At 65.3% G+C, this 17049-nt stretch carries 15 protein-coding genes; 4 read left to right on the forward strand and 11 right to left on the reverse strand.

The genetic code is table 11. From position 1 onward, the window contains the following. Positions 1-2: 2 nt before the first annotated feature. From murG to mraZ, 10 genes are read right to left on the reverse strand one after another with little or no spacing between them, the layout of a single operon-like run. Entirely contained in the window at positions 3-1079 is a 1077-nt protein-coding gene (murG, locus tag NMB41_RS19790; RefSeq protein WP_494379506.1) for an undecaprenyldiphospho-muramoylpentapeptide beta-N-acetylglucosaminyltransferase, read from the reverse strand. Further along, the gene (ftsW, locus tag NMB41_RS19795; protein WP_494379507.1) at positions 1076-2293 is read right to left on the reverse strand and encodes a putative lipid II flippase FtsW; all 1218 of its coding nucleotides are present in this window, start codon (positions 2291-2293) and stop codon (positions 1076-1078) included. Before ftsW ends, murG begins: the two co-directional genes overlap by 4 nt. Then, positions 2293-3789: a UDP-N-acetylmuramoyl-L-alanine--D-glutamate ligase gene (gene murD / locus NMB41_RS19800; RefSeq protein ID WP_494379508.1), complete on the reverse strand. Its 1497-nt coding sequence runs from the start codon at positions 3787-3789 to the stop codon at positions 2293-2295. Before murD ends, ftsW begins: the two co-directional genes overlap by 1 nt. Further along, positions 3789-4958, reverse strand: a complete 1170-nt coding sequence (gene mraY, locus NMB41_RS19805) for a phospho-N-acetylmuramoyl-pentapeptide-transferase (protein ID WP_494379509.1) — start codon at positions 4956-4958, stop codon at positions 3789-3791. Before mraY ends, murD begins: the two co-directional genes overlap by 1 nt. Continuing rightward, the gene (locus NMB41_RS19810) at positions 4958-6328 is read right to left on the reverse strand and encodes a UDP-N-acetylmuramoyl-tripeptide--D-alanyl-D-alanine ligase (protein WP_494379510.1); all 1371 of its coding nucleotides are present in this window, start codon (positions 6326-6328) and stop codon (positions 4958-4960) included. The genes mraY and NMB41_RS19810 overlap by 1 nt, the downstream gene beginning before the upstream one ends. A gap of 1 nt (position 6329) precedes the next feature. Beyond that, entirely contained in the window at positions 6330-7859 is a 1530-nt protein-coding gene (locus NMB41_RS19815) for a UDP-N-acetylmuramoyl-L-alanyl-D-glutamate--2,6-diaminopimelate ligase (protein WP_494379511.1), read from the reverse strand. Continuing rightward, positions 7859-9634 carry a peptidoglycan D,D-transpeptidase FtsI family protein gene (locus NMB41_RS19820; RefSeq protein ID WP_494379512.1) on the reverse strand — a complete coding sequence of 592 codons (1776 nt, stop codon included), beginning with the start codon at positions 9632-9634 and terminating at the stop codon, positions 7859-7861. Before NMB41_RS19820 ends, NMB41_RS19815 begins: the two co-directional genes overlap by 1 nt. Beyond that, positions 9631-9906, reverse strand: coding sequence for a cell division protein FtsL (gene ftsL, locus NMB41_RS19825; protein WP_494379513.1), 276 nt, complete (start codon positions 9904-9906; stop codon positions 9631-9633). Before ftsL ends, NMB41_RS19820 begins: the two co-directional genes overlap by 4 nt. Then, entirely contained in the window at positions 9903-10865 is a 963-nt protein-coding gene (gene rsmH / locus NMB41_RS19830; protein WP_494382876.1) for a 16S rRNA (cytosine(1402)-N(4))-methyltransferase RsmH, read from the reverse strand. Before rsmH ends, ftsL begins: the two co-directional genes overlap by 4 nt. Positions 10866-10872: 7 nt before the next feature. Further along, on the reverse strand, positions 10873-11301 hold the full coding sequence (mraZ, locus tag NMB41_RS19835) for a division/cell wall cluster transcriptional repressor MraZ (RefSeq protein WP_494379514.1): 429 nt from the start codon (positions 11299-11301) through the stop codon (positions 10873-10875). A gap of 429 nt (positions 11302-11730) precedes the next feature. Here mraZ and NMB41_RS19840 point away from each other — a divergent pair, with 429 nt between their 5' ends. From NMB41_RS19840 to NMB41_RS19855, 4 genes are all read left to right on the forward strand, one after another. Beyond that, on the forward strand, positions 11731-12357 hold the full coding sequence (locus NMB41_RS19840) for an IS607 family transposase (protein ID WP_494379515.1): 627 nt from the start codon (positions 11731-11733) through the stop codon (positions 12355-12357). Then, positions 12348-13550, forward strand: a complete 1203-nt coding sequence (locus tag NMB41_RS19845) for an RNA-guided endonuclease InsQ/TnpB family protein (RefSeq protein WP_494379516.1) — start codon at positions 12348-12350, stop codon at positions 13548-13550. The genes NMB41_RS19840 and NMB41_RS19845 overlap by 10 nt, the downstream gene beginning before the upstream one ends. A gap of 103 nt (positions 13551-13653) precedes the next feature. Then, complete coding sequence (locus NMB41_RS19850; protein WP_494379517.1) at positions 13654-14604, forward strand: AAA family ATPase; 951 nt, start codon at positions 13654-13656, stop codon at positions 14602-14604. Positions 14605-14668: 64 nt separating this feature from the next. Beyond that, a complete protein-coding gene (locus NMB41_RS19855) occupies positions 14669-15364 on the forward strand; it encodes a fumarylacetoacetate hydrolase family protein (protein WP_494379518.1) in 696 nt (231 codons plus the stop codon). 197 nt (positions 15365-15561) lie between these two features. Here the strand turns inward: NMB41_RS19855 and glpK are convergent, their stop codons facing one another. Further along, a complete protein-coding gene (gene glpK, locus NMB41_RS19860) occupies positions 15562-17049 on the reverse strand; it encodes a glycerol kinase GlpK (protein WP_494379519.1) in 1488 nt (495 codons plus the stop codon).

Genomic DNA, 17049 nt, shown 5'->3' on the forward strand with positions numbered 1-17049 from the left:
TTTTATTTGTTCTGAGCCAGTTGTTCGAGCACGTCTGCAATTTCGTTATTCGCGTTGCGCTTGCCGACGCCATGCGCCGCCTGCGCCATTGCCAGGCAAGCCACGCGGCTCGTCCCCTGCAGCAGTTCGGCGACCCGCTGCGCCGACAAATCGCCCTGCGCCAGGTGGACCGCCGCGCCTTGCTGCGCCATCCAGAGCGCGTTGTCGCGCTGGTGGCTGGTGGTACTCGCCACGAAAGGCACCAGCACGCTGGCCACGCCCGCCGCCGTCAGTTCGGAGACGGTGATCGCGCCGGCGCGGCAGATGACCAGGTCCGCTGCCGCATATGCCGCGGCCATGTCGTCGATGAAGTCGACCACGTTCGCCTCCACGCCCGCCTGCTTGTAGGCCATGCGCAGCGCTTCGATGTTCTTCTTGCCCGACTGGTGGGTCACGACCGGGCGCACATTGGCGTCGATCAGGGCCAGGGCCGCCGGTACGCTGTCGTTCAGCACTTTCGCGCCCAGGCTGCCGCCGACGACCAGCACGCGCAGCGGGCCCGTGCGGCCAGCGAAGCGTTCGGCTGGGACCGGCAAATCGAGGATCGCCTGGCGCACCGGATTGCCCGTGACGACCGCCTTGCCTGCTGCATTGCCGAAGTCGGCCGGGAAGCCGAACAGCACGCGGCTTGCCAGCGGGGCCAGGGTCTTGTTCGACAAGAGCAGCGCCGCGTCGGCATTCACCAGGGCCAGCGGAATGCCGCGCGTGCGCGCCATCAAGCCGCCCGGGACAGTGACATAGCCGCCCATGCCGAGCACGACGTCGGGTTTGCGCTGTCCGAGGAAACGCAGGCAGGCGCCGAAGGAGGCGGCCATCTTGAAGGCGCCGGAAATCGTGTGCTTGAGACCCTTGCCGCGCAGGCCGGCGAAATCGATGGTGTCCATCTCGATGCCGTGCTTGGGCACGAACTCGCGTTCCATGCCGTGCGCGGTGCCGAGCCAGGTGACGGTCCAGCCGCGCGCGCGCATGGTCTGCGCAATCGCCACGCCCGGGAAGATGTGGCCGCCGGTACCGGCTGCCATGATCATCAGCTTTTTCATAGCCGCCCTCCCCGCATCAGGACGCGGTTCTCGTAATCGATGCGCAACAGGATCGCAAGACCCACGCAGTTGATCACGACGCCCGAGCCGCCATAGCTCATCAGGGGCAAGGTCAGCCCCTTGGTTGGCAGCAGGCCCAGGTTCACGCCCATGTTGATGAATGTCTGCACGCCGATCCAGATGCCGATTCCTTTCGCGGTCAGGCCGGCGAAGAACTGGTCGAGCGCGATCGCCTGGCGGCCGATGTCGAAGGCGCGCTTTACTAACCAGTAGAACAGCGCGAGCGTGACCAGCACGCCGACCAGGCCCAGCTCTTCGCCGATCACGGCCATGATGAAGTCGGTATGCGCTTCCGGCAGGTAATGCAGCTTCTCGACGCTGTTACCCAGGCCCACGCCGGCGATCTCGCCGCGGCCGAAGGCGATCAGCGAGTGCGTCAGCTGATAGGCCTTGTCCAGCGCATTGTCTTCCTGCCAGGGGTCGAGGTAGGCGAACATGCGCGCGCGGCGGAATGGCGAGAGCGCGATGATCGAGGTGAAGATCACGACCAGGATGGCGCCGATGCCGCCGAACCAGATCATGTTGAAGCCGCCCAGGAACAGGATGCCCATCGCGATGCAGACGATGACACCAAAAGCGCCGAGGTCGGGCTCGAGCAGCAGCAACAGGCCGACCACGCCGATCGCAAAGGCCATCGGCATGAAGCCCTTGGTCAGCTTGTGCATGTACTGCTGCTTGCGCACCGTGAAGTCGGCGGCGTACAGCACCGCGACGATCTTCATCATCTCGGACGGCTGCAGGTTGAACACCTTTAAGGATAACCAGCGCCGCGCGCCGTTCACGACCACGCCGACACCGGGAATCAGCACCAGCATCAAGAGCACCAGGGTCGCCACGAACATCATCGGGGCGAGCTTTTGCAGCACGGCGATGGGGATGCGGAAGGTGACCCAGGCCGCCGTGATCGCAGCGACGATGAAGGCCATCTGGCGGTACAGGAAGTATTCGTGGCGACCCAGCAGGTGCGCGAACTTGGGCGAATCGGGCAGCGCGATCGAAGCCGAATACACCATCACCATCCCGAACAGCATCAGGATCAGGGTGACCCAGACCAGCGGCTGGTCGTAGTCCATCATCTTGGATGGGCGCGAACGTTCGGCAATCGCCGCTTCGCTGGCGGAGCCGGAAAATTTGAAGGGAAGCTGGAAGGCCATCAGAGCTCCATTCCCTTGTCGAGCGCGATCTCGCGCACCGTCTCGACGAACACCTGCGCGCGGTGCGCGTAGTTGGTGAACATGTCGAGGCTGGCGCAAGCCGGCGAGAGCAGCACGCTGTCGCCCGCGCGTGCGAGACCCGCAGCGCGGCGCACGGCCTGCGGCAGGTCTTCCAGGTCGAAGCACGGCACGCCCGACGGTTCAATCGCCGCCTTTACGGCCGGGGCATCCTTCCCGATCAGCAGCACGGCGCGCACATAGCGCGACACGGGTTCGGCCAGCGGCGTGAAGTCCTGGCCCTTGCCGTCGCCGCCGGCGATCAGGACGATCTGCTGGTCTTCGCCGGTGAAGGCTTTACCGAGGCCGAGCAAGGCGGCGACAGTGGCGCCCACATTCGTGCCCTTGCTGTCGTCGTAGTAATCGATGCCGTCGATGGTGGCAACCAGTTCCACCCGGTGCGGTTCGCCCGCGTATTCGCGCAGGCCGTGCAGCAGCGGCGCGAGCGGCAGGCCGGCGGCGCGGCACAGGGCCAGCGCGGCCAGCGCGTTCGAGGCATTGTGCAGGCCGCGGATTTTCAGCGCATCGGCCGGCATCAGGCGGTTCACCGTGGTTTCGACCGGCGGCGCGACTTCGCCCTTTTTCAGTTTCTTTTCGACTGCTTCGGCGGCGACGGCATTCGCCAGCCACAGCACGCCGCGCTCGTTGACGATGCCGAAGCTGTTCGCTTCCTGCGGCTCGCCCGTGCCAAAAGTCAGCTGCGGCACGCCAGGTGCGGCCATGCCCATCACGGTGGCGTCGTCGCGGTTCAGCACGCGCGTGGTCTCAAGCCCGAAGATGCGCGCCTTGTCCGCCGCATAGGCCGCCATGTCGCCATGCCAGTCGAGGTGGTCCTGGGTGATGTTCAGCACCGTCGCGGCGTCCGCGTTCAGGCTGAAGGTGGTGTGCAGCTGGAAGCTGGAGAGCTCGAGCACCCAGGCTTGCGGCAGCTTGTCTTCCGCCAGCGCTTCGCGCAGCACGTCGAGTGCCGCCGGGCTGATGTTGCCAGCCACGCGGGTCTCGAAACCGGCGCGGCGGCACAGCAGGCCGGTCAGGCTGGTGACGGTGGTCTTGCCGTTGGTGCCGGTGATGGCGATGACTTTCGGCGCGTAGGCGCGCTCCTGCTTCAGGCTTGCGAGCGCTTGCGCGAACAGCTCGATCTCGCCCCAGACAGGAATGTTCGCTGCCTGCGCGGCCGGCATGATGCTCGCCAGTTCCTTGTTCGGCGCCAGGCCCGGGCTGACGGCGACAAAGTCGACGCCCTCGACCAGCGTTGCATTGAACTCGCCGCCGATGAATTCGGCGCCAGGTACCGCTTCGCGCAAGGCGCCCAGGCGCTGCGGCTCGCCCCGCGTATCGGCCACGCGCACGCGTGCGCCGCATTGGCCGAGCCATTGCGCCATCGCGAGCCCGGATTCTCCGAGCCCCAGGACCAGGGCGAGTTTGCCGTCGTAGTTCATTAGCGCAGCTTCAGGGTCGACAGGCCGATGAGGACCAGGACCATCGTGATAATCCAGAAGCGGACCACAACCTTGGTCTCCTTCCAGCCTTTTTGTTCGAAATGGTGGTGCAGCGGCGCCATCAGGAATACGCGCCTGCCGGTGCCGTAACGCTTCTTGGTGTACTTGAACCAGGCCACCTGGATGATCACCGACAGCGTTTCGGCCACGAACACGCCGCCCATGATGAACAGGACGATTTCCTGGCGCACGATGACGGCGATGGTGCCGAGCGCGCCGCCGAGGGCCAGCGCGCCGACGTCGCCCATGAACATCTGCGCCGGGTGCGCGTTATACCAGAGGAAGGCCAGGCCGGCGCCCGCCATCGCGCCGCAGAAGATCAGCAGTTCGCCGGCGCCCGCGATATGCGGGATGAACAGGTATTTCGCGTAGGTGGCGTTGCCGGTCAGGTAGGCGAACAGGCCCAGCGCGCCGCCCACCATCACGGTCGGCATGATGGCCAGGCCGTCGAGGCCGTCGGTGAAGTTGACCGCGTTCGAGGTGCCGACGATGACGCAATAGGTCAGCGCGATGAAGCCCCACACGCCCAGCGGATAGCTGATGGTCTTGAAGAAGGGGACGATCAGGTCGGCTTTGGGCGGCAGGTCGAGCGAGAAGCCGGACTGCACCCAGGCCAGGAACAGCTGGGCCACGCCCCATGGGGTCTTCGCCGAGACCGAGAAGGCCAGGTAAAGCGAAGCGATGATGCCGACCAGCGACATCCAGAAGTATTTTTCGCGCGAGCGCATGCCTTCCGGGTCCTGATGGACCACCTTGCGGTAGTCGTCGACCCAGCCGACGGCGCCGAAACCGAGGGTGACGATCAGCACCGGCCAGATCAGGCGGTTCGACAGGTCGCACCACAAGAGCGTCGAAATCGCGATCGAAATCAGGATCAGCACGCCGCCCATGGTCGGGGTGCCGTGTTTTTTCAGGTGGGTCTGTGGGCCCTGGGTGCGCACTGCCTGCCCCACCTTCATCTCGGTCAGCTTGCGGATGACCGCCGGACCGGTGAACAGGCCGAGCGCGGTCGCGGTGATCGTGGCGAACACCGCGCGGAAGGTGATGAAGTTAAAGACACGCATCGGACCGATATAGTCCTGCAGGTATTGTGCGAGCCAGAGAAGCATTAGTGGGCGTCCTTGCTGATAGGTGTGGATCCGGTCAGGTGATTGACGACGCGTTCCATCTTCATGAAACGCGAGCCCTTCACCAGCACAGTTGCCTCAGAATTGCCGCCCAGTTGCTTGTCCAGTGCTGCCAATAAATCGTCAAACTGCTCTACATGTACTGCACCGCTTGCGACGAGGTGGCGCGAAAGCTCACCCGTTGCCAGCACCGTTTCGATGCCGCGGCTTTGCGCGTAAGCGCCAATCTCTTCGTGGAACTCGCGTCCCTGCGTGCCGACTTCGCCCATGTCGCCCACCACCAGGATGCGTGGCGCCGGATAGCTGGCCAGCACGTCGATCGCGGCGCGCATCGAATCCGGGTTGGCGTTATAGGTGTCGTCGATCACGAGCGCACCGTTGGCGGCGCGCTTTTGCTGCAGGCGCCCGCCCACCGGCGCGAAGGCTTCCAGGCCGCGCACGATCACGTCTTGCCCGATGCCGGCCGCCAGCGCACAGGCGATTGCGGCCAGGGCATTGCGCACGTTGTGCTCACCCGCCGCCGCCAGTTTCAGCGTGAACTCGCCGCCTGGGACCGTTACTTTCAAATTGTTACCGAATCCGGTGCTTTCATACGACGCGTACACGTCGCAGGCCTCGTTCAGGCCGAAAGTCAGGCTGCGGCAATGCGCTGCCAGTCCCTGCCACAGGGCCGTGTAGGTGTCGTCGCCCGGGTAGACGGCGACGCCATCGGCTGGCAGCGCGGCGAAGACCGAACCATTTTCGAGCGCCACCGCTTCCACGGTGTGCATGAATTCCTGGTGCTCGCGCTGGGCGTTGTTGACCATCGCGACCGTTGGCTGGGCAATCGCGGCCAGGCGCGCGATCTCGCCCGGATGGTTCATGCCCAGTTCGACCACGGCCGCGCGGTGCGCTGCTTCCAGGCGCATCAGCGTCAGCGGCACGCCGATCTCGTTGTTCAAATTACCTTGCGTGGCCAGGCGCGCTTCTTCACCGAAAGCGGCAGCCAGGATCGCCGCGATCATTTCCTTGACCGTGGTCTTGCCGTTGCTGCCGGTGACGCCGATCAGGGGAATCGCGTATTCGCGGCGCCACTGGTTCGCGATCTGGCCGAGTGCCGTCAGGGTGTTCGGCACCACAATGGCCGGCAGGGTCCAGCCTTCCGGCAGGCGCTCGACGACGACTGCGGCGGCGCCGTTGGCGGCCACCTGCGCCAGGAAGCCGTGGGCGTCATGGATTTCGCCGCGCAATGCGACGAACAGCGCGCCGGCATTCGCCGTGCGGCTGTCGGTCGTGACCTTGTCGAAACTGGCGTCAGCAGTGAGCTGCGAGCCGGGCATCGACGCGATCAATTGGGCGAGCGTACCGCGCATGCTAGTGGGTCCTCATCATGGTGAGCCGCGCGCTCAAGGCCAGCGCAGCGTGGTCGGCGTCGGAAAACGGCAGCTTCTTGCCCTTGATTTCCTGGTAGGGCTCGTGGCCCTTCCCGGCCAGCAGGATCACGTCCTGTTTATTCGCCTGCTTCACGGCGGCCAGGATGGCGGTGGCGCGGTCCTCGATCGCCTGGTGCGGCGCACCCGCAGGGTCCATGCCAGCGACGATCTGCTCGAGAATCGCATTCGGTTCTTCACTGCGCGGGTTGTCGCTGGTGACGATGACCTGGTCGGCCGCTTGCGCGATCGCGCCCATCTGCGGGCGCTTGCCCGGATCGCGGTCGCCGCCGCAGCCGAACACGCACCACAGCTGGCCGCCACGCTCGGTCGCGACCTGACGCAGCGCGCCCAGGGTTTTTTCCAGCGCGTCGGGCGTGTGTGCGTAGTCGATCACGACCAGCGGCGCATCCTGGCCGCCGACCTGCTGCATGCGGCCCGGGGCCGGCAGCAGGGCTTCGATCGCCTCGACCGCGTTTTTCAGCGCGAACCCCTTGGCCAGCAGCGCGCCCAGCACGGCCAGCGCATTGCTGATGTTGAAGTGGCCGACCAGCTGGGTCTTCACCAGCAGGCTGGCACCAAGCGCGTCGAGCTGGAATTCGCTGCCCGCCGGGCGGCTGCGTTTATTCGAGGCGCGCAGGATCGTGACGCCTTCGATGTCCGGCTGCGCGGCTGCATCGTGCAGCGTGTAGCCCGTGATGGCCAGCGCAGGATTGGTCGCGCGCAGGTGGGACACCAGGCGCTGGCCAGCCGGATCGTCGAGGTTGACGACGGCGGTGCGCAAGCCCGGCCACTCGAACAGCTTGATCTTGGCCGCTTCGTAGGCCTGCATGTCGCCGTGGTAGTCGAGGTGGTCGCGGGTCAGGTTGGTAAAGATCGCGACGTCGAAATGCAGGCCCGCGGTGCGCCCTTCCACCAGGCCGATCGAGGACACCTCGATGGCCAGCACGCGCGCTTTCGCTTCGCGCACCGCGGCCAGGCGGCTGGCGAGCAGCACGGCGTCCGGCGTGGTGTAGCCGGTGACGTTGAATTCGGGTTCCGCATGGCCCTTGAACATGGCCACGCCCAGGGTGCCGATGACGGCGGCGGTCTCGCCCAGCTTCGCGAACGCCTGGCCGAGCCAGACGGCGCAGGAGGTCTTGCCGTTGGTGCCGGTGACGCCCACGGTGAACATGTCGGCGTCGGGCTGGCCGAGGCAGGCGTGCGCGATCAGGCCGGCCTGGGCTTTCAGCTCTGGCACCGCCAGGTGCGGGATGGCGACGGCGTCGTCCCAATCGAAATCGCGCTCTTCGTAGACGACGGCCACGGCGCCATTGCTGACGGCGGAGGCGATGAAGCGGCGTCCGTCCGCGGTTTCGCCGGGATAGGCGAAGAAGACGTCGCCCGGCTCCACCTGGCGCGAATCGGAAACGAGCCTGCCGCCTGGTGCGGCGGCAACGACCCATTGGCAGATCTCATGCTGGCTTGCTGCCATTACAGGCCCTCCTCGAGTGGTTCTTCCGGAATGATGATGTCGGTGACCGACGAATCCGGAGGGATGTTCGCCGCCCGCAGCGCATTGGCCGCCAGGTCGGCGGCGGTCGGCGCGGCGACGTTTCCGCCTTGCCGCAGCGCGCCCCGTGGGTTGTCGACCATGACGGCGATGATGAAGCGCGGCTTGGACATCGGCGCAATGCCGACGAAATAGCCGATGTTGTCGGTGCGCGAGTAACGGCCGTTGACGATCTTCTCGGCGGTGCCGGTCTTGCCGCCCACGCGGTAGCCCGCTACCTGGGCCCTGGACGCCGTGCCTTCCGGACCGACCACCGATTCGAGCATCGTGCGCACCTGGGCCGCGGTCTTCGGCGAGATCACCTGCTGGCCGACCGGCTCCTCATTCACCTTCACGAAGGACAGCGGAATGATGTCGCCGTTGCGGGCGAAAATCATGTACGAGCGCGCCATCTGCAGCAGCGACACCGACAGGCCGTGGCCGAAGGCCATGTTCGCGTATTCGATCGGCTTCCAGGATTTCCATGGGCGCACGCGGCCAGCGGTTGGGCCTGGGAAGCCGAAGCGCGGCGCCTGGCCGTAGCCGACCTTGGTGTAGAGCTCCCACATTTCCTGCGGCGGGATCATCTGGGCGATCTTCACCACGCCGATATTCGACGACTTCTGGATGACGCCGCTGGTGGTCAGCATCGGCTTCGGGTGCAGGTCGCGGATCGGGCGGCCGCCGACGACGATGCGTCCGGAGCCGGTATCGAACACGGTATTCGGGGTGATGCGCTTCGTATCCAGGCCGAGCGCGACGGTCAGCGGCTTGATCGTCGAGCCGGGCTCGAAGGTGTCGGTGATGACGCGGTTGCGCAGCTGGGCGCCGGTGAGCTTCTTGCGGTCGTTCGGGTTATAGGTCGGGTAGTTGGCCATGGCCAGCACTTCGCCGGTGTGCACGTCGAGCACGACGGCCCCGCCGGCATCGGCGTTGAACTTCTCGACCGCGTTCTTGACGCTGGTGAAGGCGATGTACTGGAGCTTGGAATCGACCGATAAAGTTAAGTCCTTGCCGTCGTGCGGCTCGCGCGAAAAGCCCAGGTCTTCGACGATGCGGCCCAGGCGGTCCTTGATCACGCGGCGGCTGCCCGGCGCGCCGACCAGCGACTTCTGCTGGGCCAGCTCCATGCCTTCCTGGCCCACGTCTTCGACGTTGGTGAAGCCGACCATGTGGGTCATGACTTCGCCCTGCGGGTAGAAGCGCTTGTATTCCTTGCGCGTATCCAGGCCCGTGATCTTGAGCTTTTCGATTTTCGCGATGACGTCCATCTCGACCTGGCGCTTCAGGTAGACGAAGGTGCGGTCGGAATCGAGTTTTTTACGCATCTCCGCTTCCGGCATCTCGAGCAGGCGGGCCAGTTCGGTCAGTTTTTCCGGCGGCGAGGCCAGCACGTCTTCGGGAATCGCCCAGACGGCCTTCACCGGCAGCGACGAAGCCAGCACCTGGCCGTTGCGGTCCATGATCTTGCCGCGCGTGGCGGGCAGTTCCAGCGTGCGCTCGTAGCGGCTCTTGCCCTGCTTTTGCAGGAACTGGGTCGACATGCCCTGCAGCCAGAGCGCGCGCAGGCCGAGCGCGGCGAAGGCCGCGAACAGCACGAACAGCACCACGCGCGAGCGCCAGTCGGGCAGGCGCACGGCCAGCACCGGGCTCTTCGAAAAGGCCATGCCCTTCGACGCGGCGACGCGCCCGGTGGTGAACGGCTTGTCGCGTTTCATCGCGCACCCTCCGCCATCAGGTACTGGGTACGGGCCGGGGTCAGCGGGGTCATGTTCAGTTCAGTGCGGGCGATCTGTTCGATGCGTTCGTTCTTGCCGAGGGTGGACTGGTCCAGCTGCAGCTGGGCCCAGTCGATGTCGAGCTGGCGCGAGGTCTGCTGCAGGCGCTCGAGCTCGATGAACAGATGGCGCGCCTGGTAGCGCGCATTCACCAGCGTCAGGCCGCAGGCGATCAGGCCGGCCGCCAGCATGATGTTGAGCTTGTTGCTCATCGCGCCACGTCCTCCAGGCGCTCGGCCACGCGCAGCACCGCCGAACGGGCGCGCGGATTGGCGGAGACTTCCTCGCTTGATGGCTTGATCTTGGCGATCAGTTTCATTTGCGGCTGCGGCAGGTCGACGGCGCGGATCGGCAGGCGGCGGTCCGGCTGCGGCACGTTGGCTTTACTGGCGAAAAATTGTTTGACCATGCGGTCTTCGAGCGAGTGGAAGCTGATCACGGACATGCGCGAGCCGGGCGCGAGCATGGCGTAGGCAGCCGTCAGCCCAGCCTCGAGGTCCTCAAGCTCTTTATTGACGAAAATCCGGATAGCCTGAAAGGTACGGGTGGCCGGATCCTTGCCTTTTTCCCGAGTCTTGACCGTGTTTGCCACGATTGCGGCAAGCTGGCGTGTGCTTGAAATTGGTTCGACTGCCCGGCGAGCAACAAGCGCCTTTGCAATCTGAAAAGCAAACCGTTCTTCCCCATATTCACGTATAACCTTTTCCAGTTGTTGTTCGGTCGCCGTGGCTATCCATTCGGCGGCCGAGAGTCCGCGTGTCGTGTCCATCCGCATGTCGAGCGGGCCGTCGTTGCGGAAACTGAATCCGCGTGCGGCGTCGTCGACCTGGGGCGAGGAGATGCCCAGGTCGAGCAGGATGCCGTCCACGTGCGAGACGCCCTGGGCGGCGAGTGCCGAGCCCATGGTCGCGAAGCTGTCGTGGACGATCGAGAATCGTGGATCGCCAATCTGTTCGGCGGTGGCGATGGCCTGCAGGTCCTTGTCGAAGGCGACCAGGCGCCCGGCCGGGCTCAGGCGCGACAGGATCAGGCGGCTGTGGCCGCCCCGGCCGAAGGTGCCATCTATATAGAGACCGGAAGCGCGCGGACCCGTCAGGTCGAGCGCATCGACTGCTTCATCAAGCAGCACCGTGCGATGCAATAGTTCGGGCACCGGAGTGTCAATCGTCATCCGTGCCTCAGAAAGAGAAATTGGAAAGTACATCGGGCATGCCGCCGGCGACGGCGGATGCCTCATCGGCGGCGAGCTTGGCGGCATCCCAGATTTCGAAATGGGTACCCATGCCGAGCATCATCACTTCTTTTTCCAGGCCAACGGCGGCGCGCAGCTCGGGCGCGATCAGGGCACGGCCGGCGCTGTCGATCTCGACATCGCAGGCGTTACCAAGGAAAATGCGCTGCCAGGCGCGGGCCGACATGGGCCAGGCGGCGATCTGGTCGCGATGGGTTTCCCAGACGGGACGGGGGAACAGCAACAGGCAGCCGTGCGGGTGCCGGGTCAGCGTGAGGCGGCCTTCGCATTGAAGCGCGAGGGCGTCACGATGCTTTGCCGGGATTGACATCCGGCCTTTCGCATCGAGATTAATCGCAGACGCGCCTTGGAACACGTAGAAGCCTAGCTTGGAGAGTTATCAGTTTAATTGTTTTGCGCGCCGGGAGACCTGAATTTCTCCCACAAAACTACACTTTTTCACACTGTTTCCCACTTTAGAGGAAGCGTTGTTGCTGGTCAAGCGAATTCCAGTAGGAAAAACCCGAATTTTTCTAATGAAATGAAGGACTTAGCGCGCATCGCTGAAGTAGCGTCAAGACAAAATATCTCGGAAAATTAAGCACTTAGGTAAATGTGTGAAAGTCTTACCTCATCTGGACAGACCCGGGACATCGTTGCTTTTTGGAAAATTATTTCTGCGCTGGTAGGTCTGCAGCGTTTTTCGGCAGGTACCGCACTGCACAGCGGGAAATTGCGGATTCATGTAGGACGGGTTCTTACAGTAAAGAAGGAACCTGCTCTTCTCTAAGCAGTCTTACTCAATATGAGCAAGCTCGTTCCCATCGCTGCGGCGGCCAATGCCCTGGGTGTCTCGACCAGCACCCTGCGCCGCTGGGAGGTGTCGGGCCGGCTTGTCCCGTCCAGGACTGCTGGCGGCCAGCGCCGCTACGATCTCGCCGCGCTGCGTCCGGACTTGGTGCGTGCAGTGCTGGCGCCCCACCGGACAATCGCCTACGCCCGGGTGTCGAGTCGCGACCAGATTGGCGACTTGGAACGCCAGAAGCAAGTGCTCGAGTCGTACTGCGCCAGCCAGGGCTGGACCTTCGAGGTGATTGCCGAGCTCGGCTCGGGGATGAATTACCACAAGAAAGGCTTGAGACGGCTGCTCGAGGCGGTCTTGGCCGGCGACATCGGCCGCCTGGTGCTCGTGCACAAGGACCGACTGCTGCGCTTCGGCGCCGAACTCGTCTTCGCGCTGTGCGAGGCTAAACAGGTCGAGGTCGTGATCATCAACCAGGGCGAGGACGCAACGTTCGAGGAGGAGCTCGCCAGCGATGTGCTCGAGATCATCACCGTCTTTTCCGCCCGACTCTACGGCAGCCGCAGCCACCGGAATCGCCGGCTGATCGAAGGGGTAGAACGGGCCGTGCAGGAGGCGCAATGCTCGTAGCGCATCGCATCCGGCTCGATCCGAACAGGGTGCAGGCGACGCACCTCGCACGCGCCGCCGGCGCGGCCCGCTTCTCCTACAACTGGGCTCTAGCCGAGTGGCAGCGGCAGTACACTGCCCACAAAGCCGACCCGGCGCTGCCGGCGCCGTCGCAGCTGTCGCTGCGGCGCCAGCTCAACGCCATCAAGCGCGAACAGTTCCCGTGGATGCTCGAAGTGACGAAGAACGCGCCGCAGATGGCGATCATCCAGCTCGGGCGCGCCTTCGAGAACTTTTTTGCCAAACGCGCGCGCTACCCCACTTTCCGCCGCAAGGGCCGCGACGACCGTTTCACCCTGTCGAACGACCAGTTCACGGTCGACGACCGGCGCATTCGCATTCCCAAACTCGGCTGGGTGCGCATGCGCGAGACCCTGCGTTTTACCGGGCGGATCGTGTCGGCCGCCGTGTCGCGCACCGCCGGCCACTGGTATGCCAGCATCACGGTCGACGCACCTGACCGGTCCCTGCTGCTCGCCGAAAACCAAGGCGCGGTCGGGGTCGACCTGGGCGTGTCGGCGCTGGCCACGCTGTCCACCGGCGAGGTCGTGACCGGGCCGAAGGCGCTGCGCACCATGCTGGACCGGCTGCGCCGGCTGGGGCGCGCCCTGATGCGCAAGGTAAAGGGCTCGCGCAACCGGGCGAAGGCGAAGCTGAAACTGGCACGGCTGCACGCCAGGATCGGCAACCGCCGGTGCGACGCCCTACACAAACTGACCACCGGCATCACGCGGCGCTTCCACACAATCGGCATCGAGGACCTGAATGTCTCGGGCATGCTCGGTAACCGCAGGCTGGCGCGGGCGATCGCCGACATGGGGTTTGGTGAGGCGCGGCGCCAGCTCCACTACAAGGCGGCCTGGCGTGGAGGCCTGGTAGTGGTGGCGGATCGCTGGTACCCAAGCAGCAAGATGTGCTCGTGTTGCGGTGATCGGCTGGCTACGCTCGGGCTGGGCGTGCGCCGGTGGACATGCCCGAGCTGCGGCGCCGTCCATGACCGCGACCACAACGCGGCAATCAACCTAAAGAACATGGCGGTCAGTTCGACCGCGTCTGCCTGTGGAGGGGAAGGCCCTGGCCTTGTGCGTATGCGCAGGGTGAAACCGGTCCCGGCGAAGCAGAAATCCAGCAGCAAGGTTAGGTTTGAGCAGTAACGGCCAGCTTTGCGTAAGTTTGGAAGAACGGTTAGGATTTCTCATCGCCCCGCAGTTCGGCGAAGGGGAGCGTAGAAGTTGCTTTAGTGGCAAGGAGATCAACGTGAGTCTTACACTAGCCCGCACCCGTGCCGTGTACGACCTGCTCGACGTACAGGACGCCCTTGATCGCAGCCGCGGCCGCTCGCCCGAGCTCGAAGCCTTCTACGAGCGCATGCTCGATACCGGGCCCGAGCGCTTCGTCACCACGCCCTCCTCGACCGACGCGCTCGCACCCCTGTTCGAGGAATGCCCGAATTTCGACGCCGTGCTCGACGACCTGGCGCGCTACCTGCGCCTGGCCCACGCCGGCAACAAGGGGTTCAATGTGATGCCGATCCTGCTGCTGGGCGACCCTGGCGTCGGCAAGACCCATTTCGCCAAGCGCCTGGCGCGCGCCATGGGCACCGATTGCGAGCTGATCAGCATGAACGCCCTTTCCGCCGGTTTTGTTATCACCGGCAGCTCGGCCAGCTGGCGCGGCGCCAAATGCGGCAAGGTCGCCGAGCGCCTGGTGCGCGGCCAGTACGCCAATCCCGTGGTCGTACTCGACGAAGTCGAAAAGGCGAGCGGCTCCTCGCAGTCCGATCCGCTGGCCGCCTTGTACCAGTTGCTGGAACCGGAAACCTCGAAGGCCTTCCGCGACGAATTCATCGACGTCGAGATCGACGCCAGCCAGATCTTCTGGGTGCTGACCGCCAACTCGACCGACGGCATTCCGGCGCCGCTGCTGAACCGCATGGCGGTCTACGAGGTACCGGCGCCGACGTTCGAGCAGGCGGCCGGCATCGCCCAGCGCATGTATGCGGCGCTGCTGGTGGAACTCAATCTGTCCGGGTTCGATGCGCGCCTGGCCGATCCTGTCCTCGACAAGCTGGCGCCGGTCCCGCCGCGCGACCTGCGCAAGCTCCTGCTCGACAGCCTGGGCTATGCGGTGGCCGATGGCCGCGCCCATGTCGCCCCTGGCGACGTGCGCTTGCGGGCGGTCCCGGGACGGGGGCGGATGGGCTTTTGAGAGGATCCTCCACGGATCGCGGCCGGGCGCTAGAATGAGCTCATATCGTCAACCAGAGAGCCCCATGACCGAGTTTGCCTTCACGCCGCCTGCCACCCCTTCCCTCGCCGTCTTCGGCAGCAGCGCTCGCTTCCCGATCCGCCGCGTCTTCTGCGTCGGCCGCAACTACGCGACCCACGCGCGCGAGATGGGGAGCGATCCGGACCGCGAGCCGCCCTTCTTCTTCACCAAGCCGGCCGATGCCGTCGTCCCGGCCGAAGGCGCCCTGCCCTATCCGCCGGCGACAAAAGACCTGCACCACGAGATCGAACTGGTGGTCGCCCTGCGCTCGGGCGGCACCGACATTCCGGCCGACGAGGCGCTGGCCAAGGTATGGGGCTATGGCGTGGGCATCGACCTGACGCGGCGCGACCTGCAGGCAGTGGCCAAGGACGCGGGCCGGCCGTGGGACATGGCCAAGGGTTTCGACGCTTCCGCGCCCTGCACGCCGCTGCGCCCGGTGAGCGCCTTCGGCCATCCGAGCGAGGATGCCTGCATCCGTATTTCCGTCAACGGCGAGGTGCGCCAGGATGGTGCTTTGTCCGAGATGATCTGGCCGATTGCGGACATCATCAGCCACCTGTCGCGGCTGGTGACGCTGGCGCCGGGGGATTTGATTTTTACGGGGACGCCGGGCGGGGTTGGGGCATTGCAGCCGGGGGACCGGGTGCATGGCGAAGTGGCTGGCGTCGACGAATTCGACCTCGAAATCGTCGAATAACCGTAGGGGTCATGGGGGCCAATGGCCTCCATGACGGGTTCACCGGGCACTCCGTGCCCACGCGGAACGATGCGCTGACGCGGCTCATTTAGTGCGCCGTCGGTTGCTCTGCGTTTGCAGCGCTAATAGCGTCAACGCGACGCATACTTTCGCGTGGGCACGAAGTGCCCACCCTACGAAGCCCGCGATTCAAGCCTTCAATGCTCCACCCACCCCTTGGCATGCTCCACCGCCCTCGCCCAGCGCGCCCGCAACTCAGCGCGGCGCTCGGCCGGCATCTCAGGCTCGAAGCGCCGCTCGGCGCACCAGAGCGCGCCGATTTCTTCACGCGACGCCCAGAAATTCTCGGCCAGGCCGGCCAGGTAGGCCGCGCCCAGCGCCGTGGTTTCCGTGACCAGGGGGCGCACCACCGGCACGCCCAATAAATCGGCCTGGAACTGCATGAGTAAATCGTTGCGCGATGCGCCGCCGTCGGCGCGCACTTCCATCACCGGGCAGGCGGCGTCCTTTTGCATCGCCGCCAGCAATTCCGCGCTCTGGTAGGCGATCGCCTCGACGGCCGCGCGCGCGATGTGCGCTGCCGTGGTGCCGCGCGTCATGCCGACGATGGTGCCGCGCGCGTACGGGTCCCAGTGCGGCGCACCCAGGCCGACAAAGGCCGGCACCAGCATCACGCCGCCGGCGTCCGGCACCGAGGTGGCCAATGCTTCGACTTCGCTGGAATCCTTGATGATGCCGAGGCCGTCGCGCAGCCACTGGACGGTTGCCCCGCCCATGAAGACGCTGCCCTCTAACATGTAGTCGGTGCGGCCGTCGACCTTCCAGCCGATGGTGGCGAGCAGGCGGTTGCGCGAGACCGGCGGCACGTAGCCGGAGTGCATCAGCATGAAGCAGCCGGTTCCGTAGGTGTTTTTGACCATGCCCTTGTCGTAGCAGGCCTGGCCGAAGGTGGCGGCCTGCTGGTCGCCGGCGATGCCGGATAAAGGGATCGGCGCCCCGAACCATTCTTCGCGTGCCATGCCGACGCGCTCGGAGCTGCGCACCACGTCCGGCAGCATTGCCTCGGGCACGCCGAACAGGTCGAGCAGGAAGGGGTCCCAGCGCATCGTGTGGATGTTGTAGAGCATCGTGCGCGAGGCATTGCTCACGTCCGTGACGTGGCGTCCGCAAAGCTTGAAGGCGAGCCAGCTGTCGACCGTGCCGAAGCACAGCTCGCCCTTCTGCGCCCGTTCGCGCGCGCCCGGTACGTTCTCGAGCAGCCATTGCAGTTTGGTGGCGGAGAAATAGGCGTCGAGCTCGAGACCGGTGTTGCGGCTGATCTGGCGCGCATGGCCCGCTTCGCGCAATCGGTCGCAGGCGCCGGCCGTGCGCCGGTCCTGCCAGACGATGGCGCGGGAGATCGGTTCGCCCGTGGCCCGGTCCCACACGAGGGTTGTCTCTCGCTGGTTCGCGATGCCGATGGCGGCCACTTGCGCTGCACTGACCCGGCTGTCGGCCAGGACCGTGCGCGCGCAGGCGAGCTGGCTGTTCCAGATGTCGAGCGCGTCGTGCTCGACCCATCCGGGCTGGGGAAAATGCTGGGGAAATTCTTGCTGGGCGCAGGCGAAGACCTGACCCTGGCGGTCGAACAGGATGGCGCGGGAACTGGTCGTTCCCTGGTCAAGAGCAAGGATATATCGAGGCAC

It is taken from the genome of Massilia sp. FBCC-B171, from assembly GCF_059134155.1.

Excerpts from the sequence above, each read along its gene's own strand:
- NMB41_RS19840 (WP_494379515.1), top strand. The coding sequence starts at position 11,731 with ATGAGCAAGCTCGTTCCCATCGCTGCGGCGGCCAATGCCCTGGGTGTC.
- murG (WP_494379506.1), bottom strand. The coding sequence starts at position 1,079 with ATGAAAAAGCTGATGATCATGGCAGCCGGTACCGGCGGCCACATCTTC.
- NMB41_RS19820 (WP_494379512.1), bottom strand. The coding sequence starts at position 9,634 with ATGAAACGCGACAAGCCGTTCACCACCGGGCGCGTCGCCGCGTCGAAG.
- NMB41_RS19810 (WP_494379510.1), bottom strand. The coding sequence starts at position 6,328 with ATGCGCGGTACGCTCGCCCAATTGATCGCGTCGATGCCCGGCTCGCAG.
- NMB41_RS19845 (WP_494379516.1), top strand. The coding sequence starts at position 12,348 with ATGCTCGTAGCGCATCGCATCCGGCTCGATCCGAACAGGGTGCAGGCG.
- ftsW (WP_494379507.1), bottom strand. The coding sequence starts at position 2,293 with ATGGCCTTCCAGCTTCCCTTCAAATTTTCCGGCTCCGCCAGCGAAGCG.
- murD (WP_494379508.1), bottom strand. The coding sequence starts at position 3,789 with ATGAACTACGACGGCAAACTCGCCCTGGTCCTGGGGCTCGGAGAATCC.
- NMB41_RS19815 (WP_494379511.1), bottom strand. The coding sequence starts at position 7,859 with ATGGCAGCAAGCCAGCATGAGATCTGCCAATGGGTCGTTGCCGCCGCA.
- NMB41_RS19855 (WP_494379518.1), top strand. The coding sequence starts at position 14,669 with ATGACCGAGTTTGCCTTCACGCCGCCTGCCACCCCTTCCCTCGCCGTC.
- rsmH (WP_494382876.1), bottom strand. The coding sequence starts at position 10,865 with ATGACGATTGACACTCCGGTGCCCGAACTATTGCATCGCACGGTGCTG.
- ftsL (WP_494379513.1), bottom strand. The coding sequence starts at position 9,906 with ATGAGCAACAAGCTCAACATCATGCTGGCGGCCGGCCTGATCGCCTGC.
- mraY (WP_494379509.1), bottom strand. The coding sequence starts at position 4,958 with ATGCTTCTCTGGCTCGCACAATACCTGCAGGACTATATCGGTCCGATG.